The sequence below is a fragment of the Pseudoalteromonas sp. 0303 genome (genome assembly GCF_013349995.1).
In the GTDB taxonomy this organism is placed as follows: domain Bacteria; phylum Pseudomonadota; class Gammaproteobacteria; order Enterobacterales; family Alteromonadaceae; genus Pseudoalteromonas.
Window position 1 is genome coordinate 42,973 of sequence record NZ_JABVXF010000030.1, and the last position, 9,904, is coordinate 52,876.

The window sequence follows — 9,904 nt, forward strand, 5'->3', positions numbered from 1 at the left end:
CTTTGATAATTGAAGCATACAATTCACTGTTCCATTTCACCACGAAAAAGTGATTATTTTAAAAATACCTCTCTTTCAAATGTAAAGTTTCAATGAGGGTGTACCTAATCGACTTTACGATTTGTAACAGCTGATGTTTCTCATGGTATTTTTACTTACCGGACTTCAAAGAGGCTAGTTCGAATAAAGTATAATTATGCTCAGGTATACCAAGCCACGATAAAGTATCCTCGAATTTAGCTTTCTCCTTTGCACCATAGTAAGAAACATACCATTGGCAATGTTGCGGAACGCGCTCCTTAATTGCTTCAAAGTACTCAATATCTACATCTGACATTGAGTGGCCAAGAATATAAATGTGCTTTAACTCGACTAATCTATTAAAAAGGCTTGAGTGAGTTTTTATGGTTTCGCTAACATTTTTAAAAGTTCTTTCGTAATAAGAAAATAACTCTTCTCTAGCTTCATCGAGAGATGGTACGTATTGATCTGCCTTATATTCACGCCATTGTTCCCGCTGTTCTGGGGTTAACCCCTCGGGTGGACTTTCGTCATCTTGCTCTTCTCTAAATGTTTCTGGATCAACAGCGTGCCCCAAAATTATATTTTCCTTGTCATCATGAGTACCATGCAAATACAAAATATTGTCGGCAGAGATGCCATAATTTTTTTCAAGTGTTCTGGTAAAGTTAAAACTAATATAGAAGGCACCTGAATCTAAGTTTAATAAATATTCTGTGCCAACCTGGTGAGAATCTGCCTTACGAATGTATTCTGCAAAGGCGTTTCGTAAATCATTGCTCAAATAACCAACCATCCTTTGGGCCTCAAGGGTGCACGCATCCAAATCTTTATAATAATCATCACTGGCGGGGCAGGGGATGTATTCATTTATATGATCATCTAAGTAGCTAATATCAATATATGAAAGGTTTTCTTCAAAACAGCTCCACAAATTATCATCGGTATAATGGTAAGAAATAACCTTAGTCACAATGTCGTAAATTGCGGGGTTCTCACGTTTCAAATATTCACTAAATCCAACGTAAGTTGTAGGTAAGCGATGATGCAAGTCAAAACCATTTCCAACAATATAAAGAGTTTCCAAATTCCCGCCTTAGCATTAGTGCATACTTTAAACTTGGGGTAGTTTAGTTGGATTAAAGGAAAGGTCCAATTTTGATATGGTATCTAGTTTTGTTGTATTTGCAGGATTTGTTCGACAGTACACCAGTATTTTTTATTGATACAGTTAAGCCCCTGATATTAACTAGCCATACACCAGAATAGTGTAATGCAACATTATTATGAATACACATTTATGGTATTGCACACCAGTATTCTGTATTGATACTTTAGGCGAGAACCTTATTGTTCCCCCCTCATATAACTGATTAAGTTCTCACCATAGCTGAGAATTTACCATATAATCAATCAACAATAATGAATTAAGAAAGGAAACTGCAAATGGCAAGATTAAATTCAGATGTATTACTCAAGGTTGAAAACTCTATTCCCGTAGAGCTTAAGCAAGAAGCTTTAAATGGCTGGAGTATACTTTTGTCTAACCTACCATTCTTACTTACGGTCACTATTGTGCTGGGTAGTGCCATAGTAACTTACAAAGTACAAATGAAAGGGAAAAAGGCTGAGCATGAAAACAAAATTTCAGAGTTTCGCCACCATTGGTTACAAGAATTAAGGGAAACAGCATCTGAATTAATAAAGACTATGCACCTTTGCCAACTGCATTATATGAGGAGAGCGATTGTACTAGATTTCAAACGTAGTGCTGAAACGAACTTTCACACCTCCAACAGAATTAAGGGGACCACAGAACAAATTAACTCTTTCATGGAACAGTCAAAAACCCATTATGAAAATTTCCTTGAAGCAAGATCAAACTTTTACGGATTAGAAGCTAAGTTAAAAATGTTTTTCAAAAACGGAGATGATGCTTCTAAAGATCTCTTTAAATTATTAGATAACTTTAAGACTGAAATGCAAAAAGATAGGCACAGTTTAGATGATGCCCCCTTAAATAGTGCGGTAGCTGAACTTCAGAAAATACTAAAGGATGAATGGGAAGTTACAAAGAAACGAACTTGGCTAAATAGCCAACAAAATAACTAAATATGAAACTGTATTGGGTGAAACGTTATTTTTCACCCACAGACACAGTTAAACCCCTGCTATTAAATAGTCATACACCAGAGTGGTGTAATTCAACTTGTTAGTGAATACATATTTATGGTGTATCGCACCAGTTTTATGTGTTGATACAGCACAACCCCTTGATAGTTACTAGCCATACACCACAATGGTGTAATCCAACTTAATAATGAACACACATTTATGGTGCACCACACCAGTTTTGTGTATTGATACAGCTAAACCTCTGATAATTGCTTGTCATACACCACAATGGTGTAATTCAATTTATTAGTAAACACACATTTATGGTGTATCGCACCAGTTTTATGTGTTGATACAGCACAACCCCATGATAGTTACTAGCCAGACACCAGAATGGTGTAATCCAAACTAATAATGAACACATATTTATGGTGTATCGCACCAGTTTTATGTGTTGATACAGCACAACCCCATGATAGTTACTAGCCAGACACCAGAATGGTGTAATCCAAATTAATAATGAACACATATTTATGGTGTATCACACCAGTTTTGTGTATTGATACAGCTCAACCCCTTGATAGTTACTAGCCAGACACCAGAATGGTGTAATCCAAACTAATAATGAACACATATTTATGGTGTATCACACCAGTTATGTGTATTGATACAGCTCAACCCCTTGATAGTTACTAGCCAGACACCAGAATGGTGTAATCCAAACTAATAATGAACACATATTTATGGTGTATCACACCAGTTATGTGTATTGATACAGCTCAACCCCTTGATAGTTACTAGCCAGACACCAGAATGGTGTAATCCAAACTAATAATGAACACATATTTATGGTGTATCACACCAGTTTTGTGTATTGTGTAGCTAAATCGCAAGCAAGCTCAGGCTATACACCAGTATGCTGTAATGAATACATGCTTGTGGTGTATAAAAACCACTTTTGTGTATTGATTTACTCAAGCTACCGTTCTGTGATTACCTGTCACACCATATTGGTGTAATGCCAAGCATCTTTGAACACGTATTTATGGTGTAGAGCACTTAGATTAATACTGATAATGAGTTCAAAATTCGCGAGTAACACCAATTTTATGTAAAGATACAGCCTGCAGGCCCCTTTTATTTGATAAAAGTGCCCCTTTTAAGTTGTTGCAAAGGTGAACCGATCAAAAATACAAAACCAACACAACATCAAAAAAACAATAAGTTACAATTAAACTAACTTGCTGGCTCTCTGAAAATACAAAATTATGGTGTTACATACCAGTTTTATGTAAACTTAAAACTATGATTACACAATCTTGGTATGCGACATGTCTTCATCTAAACAATTGAGCAAAGTTCCTATTGCACGCTCTCATTTGCCTAAACACATCAAACAAGGCCACCAGCTTGTATTTAGTAGAAAAGATCTTTCGCAGCGTGAAGCTGATTTGTTTGCTCTTATGATGGCTCAAATGAAGAGTGAAGATTGGGATAAGACCACGCCGCAATACACATTTACAGCTAGTCAGCTTTCAGAATGGTTGAAAATCGACTCCAAGCATATAGGTTCTATTCTTTCTCCTGCAGCTGAGCGCCTATCAACACATAAAATTGGTATTAAAATCGATTCAGGGAATGGCGATTACGATTTTGACTATAAACCACTCTTAAAACGTATTCAGTACAAGAAGGGGGTTTTAACAATGGTACCAAACGATATGCTTGAAAGTGAGTATATTGAATTCAGGCAAGGGTTTGCACTTGTAACTACCAAGACTTACTTAGATATAAAACAAGAGTACGCAAAGCGCCTGTATGAAATTCTAAGCCGTTTTAAGAAAGATGGTTATGAAATGCACTTTCTGAAGATAGATGAGCTTAAGGGGCTTTTTGGACTGCTTGACGTTAAAGGTAAGCTTAAAGAAAACAAAAGCTCATTTTCAAATAATGGTGTATTTATGCAGCGCTGTATTAGAGACAGCATTGAAAAACTAATGGCTCATCCTATTGCTAAGAAAGAGTTCTTGTTTTTAAAAAGCCCCAACGGTGAAATTGGTTATGAGTTGCGCACGCAAGGGAAGCGTATATCAGAAATCAAATTCCTAGTAAGGTGGTTGGATAAAGGGACTGTCGATGAACTAAACATGCATGATGCACTTAAGACAGTCAAAGAGCTTATATCTAAACAAATAACAACTAAAGAAAAGTTGTCTCGCCAAGAGTTAATCAAGCTCATGTTAGCATACCGATATCTAGGGCAGGATGATGAAGCTGATAGGGTAGAGCTGGCAATTCAAAGCAAAAGTGATGAAGAAGAGCTTCAACAAGAAAAAGATGAAGATGTAAATGATGAGCTGGCATCAATCATTGAGCTTTCAAAAGGCTTGGAGTACTAATTTCACACCAGAATCATGTAAACTTAGCACCAGTTTTGTGATCAACAACACCAATTTTCGGATCATAAACACCAGTTTTGTGATCCGAAAAACCAGAATTATGATCAACAACACCATAAATCAGATCTAAAAGCCTTGTTTTTTCATTTAAAGTCAAACACTTAATGAGGCTATAGTATTAATAGTTTTAATAGAATTAATATAAATAATAGAATTAATAGTGCTTGTGGATATGTGCATACTCAATATCCATGCACTGTTTCAATGACTTGAACGCAATCTAAAGTTTAGCTGCAATATCAAAGTTGCATGAATAGTGTCACTTTTAGTTATTCTATTCCTCTTTCACAGCTTGTTCTGCTTTATAAATAATTTCATCAGCCCAATCTCTATCAAAGCCTGGCATTGCAGGAAAAGAAGCTGCTGTTTCATCTGGGATGGCGTCTATGTATTCTTGTTGAGCCTTTATTACTCTCAGTAACTCTTTAATCATCACGTTTTCCTTGTTTATTCTCTAATGCATCTAATGTAAAACAATTCTAATTCTATTTGGATCATAAAAGCTGATTACCATTTTAAATAGCTAGCTTATAACATCCTTCAAATTATTTAAGGCCAGTAAGAAACTAGCCTTAGCCTGATTTCATTATCTATAATTGCTTAAAAGAACGCTCCCAATCCTCAAAGCTTGTATTTGGTTCCACCCCGCCCAACAACCATGCTGGGCTCACGTCTAGCAATTTAGCTATACTTATGAGATTTCGAGGTCGGCCTGTTACTCCATTTTCGATTTTAGAAATAGACATATCTGTACAATCCAGTTTTTCAGCTAAATCCCTAAGTGTATAACCAGCAATAACCCGCTTCTGACGCAACCGCTCACCTAGCTTACCATCTGCTCGCAGTGCTGATACGTCTGTAGGCTCTATTTCATCTCCAACTGCCAACCAGTCCAAACCAACACTCAGGGCATCAGCTATTGCCTGCAGGTTTCTAGGGGTTTTTGTAACTCCTTCCTCTATTTTCTGTATTGAAACAGGAGTTACACCTACATCATCTGCCAATTGTTTTTGGGTCATACCTCTTTTCAAACGAGATTCGCGCAATCGGGTACCTAGACTTGTTAGAGTAAACACCTTGCCGTCTAACTGAGTTATTTTGGCTTCAACTTCCTCAACTGTGTGACTGAGTAAATCGGCAACCTTGGCCATTAATAAAGGCTCAGTTTTTAACTCGCTGTTTCTTAACATTCTGACTATTTTATTTGAAGATTGCTTAAGTTCATTTAACTCTTTATGTATTTCCACCAAATTTTGTTCTTCAGTCATTGCGTTCACCATTACCTATTTAATCTTAAAGTACATATAAACTAACACAAACAAAACAGATTGCAAACTCAAATTATTCAACAAACTTAAAGTTTATCTTTACTTCTACTTTTGGGGTTGCTTAATTAAATCAAGTTCTATCTTTTCTATTATCCATAGCGGCAATTTGAAACACTTGAATTAAGGGATTAACTTTTTGATGTCAACAAAACAGTTAAGTCTTATAAAATTGAATTAAACTTAGAAATAAACCAAGGAATATCAATTGAGCACCTTGAAATAATTAAATGGTGTGATTTGGCAGTAAAAGGCGCTTTGGGTTCATCAAATTTTTCATTTTTTGCTGAATTAACCGGCGCTGAAAGACAACGTATTTTTGATTTAGCTTCGCTGGTGCGTGAAAATGGTGCATTTGAGATGCAGTTGCTGGAAAGCTTTGGTTCTTTCAGTAGTGAGTACATTAGCGCAGATGATATACATTCAAAATCATTTAATCTTGATGAAACGTGTAATCGCATTGTGAATAATGAAGTGCGTTATGACTGTGCAACGCTTCATGTACGTGCCGATTCATTCTATTTCTCAGCTCAACCAAAGCACAGTGGTGATGATGAGGTGTTTAAAACCGCTTCTTTAAGTATTGATGAAATGCTTTCTATTGCGACTGTATTTGGCGAGAGCAATCAAGAAACAATCACTCTCCCATATAATTGATCTTAAAATTTATGAGCTGCAATTGTGTGGCTCATAATTGTTCGCTGACAGTTTTAATAGTTCATCGGAAAAATTCTTCTTTTCAATGATCAGCTCGTAAAATTCTTTTAGTACCTCGGTTGAACCATGAGCCTCAACAAGTAACTTAATTGCTCCAATCACTCTATCCCCAGCGCTAATAAAAAGCTCTGCGCTGCACGGCTTGGTTGCTTGTTTCCCGTTTGTATAGAGAAACACAATGTATTGTAGTAGCGCCTCTGAGGGTTCTGTTCTTACTTTCTCTGATATTAACTGCTTGGCATGCTCTATGTAGTCAGCTGATTCTAGTCTTTGTCTCTTCTCTTTAATGGCCCCATGAATAAAACTTTCAACATCTTTAAAACATGGGTTCTCCTGAATAAAAACACTGATAGCATTAACAAAAGGAGTCGGTAATTCAACGGCTGTTTTTTGGTTGATTACATCGTTCATTGGTATATCAAGAAGAATATTTTTATCCCTGGCAAAAAAAACGCTATTTTCAAATTCATTTAGGCCAACATCTAATTGCTCAAGCGCTTCCCCTTTAGCTATGTGTTGCTCTGCCGATTTATGCACCACTTTTGTAACTTCATGTGTTAATTCATCAAGTGTGTCAGCGCTCCCTTCACAATCCAGTAGTAACTGACGAAGCACCGGCACACTAAATTTATAAGGTTCATTCGTGCCTGGGGTTGGTGTGACGATATCAACTGAGAAAAACATAAATAGCCTCTGGTTTGTGTTATTAGCGTGTTTGATGGCCTCAATGTAGCGTGAAGATTTAAAAATACAAGCAATAGAATTGTGGTTAAAAGGCGATAAAGCCAGCTAACTCAATTGATTAACTCGTTTTAGAATATTTTTTAACTGGACGGCAAATACCGCTGGTGGCTATCGCCACTGGCAATAAATAAGAAAAAGGCAGGGGATACTTTCACTGTTTATATATACAGCTTTGTTACGGTACTCACATACACATAGCCAACTCAATGAGGTTAATCATGGCGCTAACGGTAACAAGCTCGTTTATTACAACACTTAGAAAAGCACGCACTGCTGTGCTTCGATTTAATGGTGATGCCACCGTTTTGGAAATCGAAAAGTCATTCCATAAAAAAACCTTCCGTGAAGATTTTGATGTTCACTTCGCTTCTCATCGACAAGTCTATGGCAGCTGGGTGTTTATGTACTTGAGTGGGGATGCATATTCGATTACCGATAACATCTCTGTATTAGCGCATTTCCTTAAGCGTGGTGATGTCTTGCAGTTTACAGCGCGAGACAACAGTTCAGAATCACTGCGATCTAAGAATATGGAAACAATGCAAGTGGTCGCGGTTATTTCTCGATTAGACCGCAATGGCGAGCAAAAGAACCGGTTTGAGTTGGTTGTTGGCTCGCAAACTGTAGAAAAAACGAATTGCGCAAGAAATATTCAACGCATTGTCTAAATATGATGTGGCCATGATTGCGGTCACACAAGCTAGAAGGAAATTAAGTATGTCTGTTTTTAACGCTGAAGTAGCACAACAAGTGGATGAGCTTTTAGGTAGCGGTGATATTGATTCCGCTAATGAATTGATTGAAACCTCTTTGAAGTCATTAACTCCATCAAATAAGTCATCATTAAGTGCTTGCTTGTTCACAACTAATCTTACTATCGACTCTGAATTACATATTGAAGATTATGTGTTTGCTTGGCTTGTCAATGTAACGTTACTTGGTACATTTAACCATATTGAGTCATTGCTAGATGGCAATATTGTAAAGTGGGAGGCCGTTGAGGATTATAATTGGTCTTACTTTGCGAACTTCATCAGTGTTGATCAGGATAGTCACCGCTATTGGGTTGTCACTACTAGTTATCGAATTGGTGACAATACCGGCGAGAAAATCACATTGGTCTAAGTTGATAAAAATGATATTCCCGCAACGTTTGATTTAATGTATGAGCATGAGTGTGGGCTTGCACAGTGTACCTTTGAATCAACGCAAGAGAATATTGAGTTGTTGATCGAGTATGAGTATGCAAGTCAATTAAACGGCGGTAGTTTTGATAATGAATGTTATGGTCGTCCTTGCTTTGATGTTGATGGGTATATCACTTACCCCAATAGCATTGAAGAAATTACAGGCGATGAGTTTGACGTTCTTAAAAAATATTGCCCAAGCAACACACTTTCATTTAACGGTGTAACTAATAGCGTTGCACAAGCGTTTATTGAGCATTTAGCTAAGACTGATACGCCAACCGAAGCGGTGGAATTTTTAAAACCCGTGTTTTAATCTCAATAATAGGAGTCTGTTATGACAGTTTTAGATGCTTTCATTGCTGGTGGAGTATTTGTATTAAACGGTGATGAATATACATTTTTGGCAATCGAAGATACGGGGAGGGTGAAAGCAACGCATATTGGATCTGGTATTCGTGTCTCCCTTCACCCCAGCACTGAATGTAAGGTGCAAGACTAAATGCATTTAATTGAAGACGTATCAAAGGCCGCGTAAATCGCGGCCTTTTTGTGTGTGCTTTTGCGCGCCTTTTTCTGCCGAAATATCTCTGTTTGTTACCGTTCTTCTTATCGAGAAACGCAATAAAAACAGCGTTAAGTATATAGGCAAACAAATGGAGCAACATTCATGCAACTTAAAACATTAAAAAGTATTGAAGACTTCGAGCAGCTAGCTACTGGGCAAGTAATTTTTGTGTCGAATGGTGAGAAAGAGCCGCCTAAGCACCACACACGTAAACACAAGAGTTGGAGTTTTCGAAATTACCAAGGTTTTGTTCATCGCTTTGGTTTCAGTGCGGGAAGGTACGAAATTGTCGTAGGAACTAGTCGCTCAAGTGTAATGGTAAACGCCTATGGTATTGACCAGCTTACTTTTCAGGTAGAAGCGTAGGGCTGGTATCGCAAATCTTTTACAAGAGATAAATGATCGGCTTTATGAGCTGTATAAGCGTGATAGTGTCTACGTTGATAGCCCAGCTTTATATAAGGCGCTGGTAAAGCTAAACGACAAGCTGCTTTGCATGATTGCGGAAAAAACCAATACCACACAGACACTTTCCTTTGCATCTATTGCTCATCTACCTGAAGCAAGTGGTGAAGATGACGCTAGTTTGAGTTCAGAGCTAGGCTTGCTTCAGTTTATTGAAATTACGCTTTGTGAAGTGTGTGACCGTTATGAGGCCATACTCGATAATAACCCCTATGCCACAACGCAGTTGAACAAAGTTCGCCGCATTCTCGCCTGCTTTAGCTGCGAGTTAAGGCGAACGGTCTTGACTTTAATGGAGTAGGG

13 protein-coding genes are annotated in these 9,904 nt (G+C 37.5%); 9 read left to right on the forward strand and 4 right to left on the reverse strand.

Translation table 11 applies throughout. From position 1 onward, the window contains the following. Positions 1-151 precede the first annotated feature (151 nt). On the reverse strand, positions 152-1,108 hold the full coding sequence (locus tag HUS62_RS17160; protein WP_175080557.1) for a bacteriophage abortive infection AbiH family protein: 957 nt from the start codon (positions 1,106-1,108) through the stop codon (positions 152-154). A gap of 359 nt (positions 1,109-1,467) precedes the next feature. Between HUS62_RS17160 and HUS62_RS17165 the strand changes: the two genes are divergently transcribed. Next, a complete protein-coding gene (locus HUS62_RS17165; protein ID WP_175080558.1) occupies positions 1,468-2,133 on the forward strand; it encodes a hypothetical protein in 666 nt (221 codons plus the stop codon). 1,334 nt (positions 2,134-3,467) lie between these two features. Then, positions 3,468-4,535, forward strand: coding sequence for a replication initiation protein (locus HUS62_RS17170; protein ID WP_175080559.1), 1,068 nt, complete (start codon positions 3,468-3,470; stop codon positions 4,533-4,535). 334 nt (positions 4,536-4,869) lie between these two features. Here the strand turns inward: HUS62_RS17170 and HUS62_RS17175 are convergent, their stop codons facing one another. Both HUS62_RS17175 and HUS62_RS17180 read right to left on the reverse strand, forming a co-directional pair. Further along, positions 4,870-5,028: a hypothetical protein gene (locus tag HUS62_RS17175; RefSeq protein ID WP_175080560.1), complete on the reverse strand. Its 159-nt coding sequence runs from the start codon at positions 5,026-5,028 to the stop codon at positions 4,870-4,872. A 157-nt stretch (positions 5,029-5,185) separates the two neighbouring features. Then, complete coding sequence (locus HUS62_RS17180; protein ID WP_175080561.1) at positions 5,186-5,863, reverse strand: helix-turn-helix domain-containing protein; 678 nt, start codon at positions 5,861-5,863, stop codon at positions 5,186-5,188. A 297-nt stretch (positions 5,864-6,160) separates the two neighbouring features. Here HUS62_RS17180 and HUS62_RS17185 point away from each other — a divergent pair, with 297 nt between their 5' ends. Then, a complete protein-coding gene (locus HUS62_RS17185) occupies positions 6,161-6,577 on the forward strand; it encodes a hypothetical protein (RefSeq protein ID WP_175080562.1) in 417 nt (138 codons plus the stop codon). Between the two features lie 9 nt (positions 6,578-6,586). On the opposite strand, the gene HUS62_RS17190 is transcribed toward HUS62_RS17185, so the two are convergent. After that, on the reverse strand, positions 6,587-7,321 hold the full coding sequence (locus tag HUS62_RS17190; protein ID WP_175080563.1) for a hypothetical protein: 735 nt from the start codon (positions 7,319-7,321) through the stop codon (positions 6,587-6,589). A 278-nt stretch (positions 7,322-7,599) separates the two neighbouring features. On the opposite strand from HUS62_RS17190, the gene HUS62_RS17195 reads away from it, so the two are divergent. From HUS62_RS17195 to HUS62_RS17220, 6 genes are all read left to right on the forward strand, one after another. After that, positions 7,600-8,049, forward strand: a complete 450-nt coding sequence (locus HUS62_RS17195) for a hypothetical protein (protein WP_175080564.1) — start codon at positions 7,600-7,602, stop codon at positions 8,047-8,049. 49 nt (positions 8,050-8,098) lie between these two features. Then, entirely contained in the window at positions 8,099-8,506 is a 408-nt protein-coding gene (locus HUS62_RS17200; RefSeq protein ID WP_175080565.1) for a hypothetical protein, read from the forward strand. 36 nt (positions 8,507-8,542) lie between these two features. Continuing rightward, positions 8,543-8,884: a hypothetical protein gene (locus HUS62_RS17205; RefSeq protein WP_175080566.1), complete on the forward strand. Its 342-nt coding sequence runs from the start codon at positions 8,543-8,545 to the stop codon at positions 8,882-8,884. Positions 8,885-8,905: 21 nt separating this feature from the next. Next, on the forward strand, positions 8,906-9,070 hold the full coding sequence (locus HUS62_RS17210; RefSeq protein ID WP_175080567.1) for a hypothetical protein: 165 nt from the start codon (positions 8,906-8,908) through the stop codon (positions 9,068-9,070). Positions 9,071-9,238: 168 nt separating this feature from the next. After that, on the forward strand, positions 9,239-9,502 hold the full coding sequence (locus HUS62_RS17215; RefSeq protein WP_175080568.1) for a hypothetical protein: 264 nt from the start codon (positions 9,239-9,241) through the stop codon (positions 9,500-9,502). A 130-nt stretch (positions 9,503-9,632) separates the two neighbouring features. After that, entirely contained in the window at positions 9,633-9,902 is a 270-nt protein-coding gene (locus tag HUS62_RS17220) for a hypothetical protein (RefSeq protein ID WP_175080569.1), read from the forward strand. Positions 9,903-9,904: the final 2 nt, after the last annotated feature.

What these genes read in the sequence shown, in the direction of transcription:
- HUS62_RS17165 (WP_175080558.1), top strand. Translation starts at nt 1,468, where the DNA reads ATGGCAAGATTAAATTCAGATGTATTACTCAAGGTTGAAAACTCTATT.
- HUS62_RS17170 (WP_175080559.1), top strand. Translation starts at nt 3,468, where the DNA reads ATGTCTTCATCTAAACAATTGAGCAAAGTTCCTATTGCACGCTCTCAT.
- HUS62_RS17175 (WP_175080560.1), bottom strand. Translation starts at nt 5,028, where the DNA reads ATGATTAAAGAGTTACTGAGAGTAATAAAGGCTCAACAAGAATACATA.
- HUS62_RS17180 (WP_175080561.1), bottom strand. Translation starts at nt 5,863, where the DNA reads ATGACTGAAGAACAAAATTTGGTGGAAATACATAAAGAGTTAAATGAA.
- HUS62_RS17190 (WP_175080563.1), bottom strand. Translation starts at nt 7,321, where the DNA reads ATGTTTTTCTCAGTTGATATCGTCACACCAACCCCAGGCACGAATGAA.
- HUS62_RS17195 (WP_175080564.1), top strand. Translation starts at nt 7,600, where the DNA reads ATGGCGCTAACGGTAACAAGCTCGTTTATTACAACACTTAGAAAAGCA.
- HUS62_RS17200 (WP_175080565.1), top strand. Translation starts at nt 8,099, where the DNA reads ATGTCTGTTTTTAACGCTGAAGTAGCACAACAAGTGGATGAGCTTTTA.
- HUS62_RS17205 (WP_175080566.1), top strand. Translation starts at nt 8,543, where the DNA reads ATGTATGAGCATGAGTGTGGGCTTGCACAGTGTACCTTTGAATCAACG.
- HUS62_RS17210 (WP_175080567.1), top strand. Translation starts at nt 8,906, where the DNA reads ATGACAGTTTTAGATGCTTTCATTGCTGGTGGAGTATTTGTATTAAAC.
- HUS62_RS17215 (WP_175080568.1), top strand. Translation starts at nt 9,239, where the DNA reads ATGCAACTTAAAACATTAAAAAGTATTGAAGACTTCGAGCAGCTAGCT.
- HUS62_RS17220 (WP_175080569.1), top strand. Translation starts at nt 9,633, where the DNA reads ATGATTGCGGAAAAAACCAATACCACACAGACACTTTCCTTTGCATCT.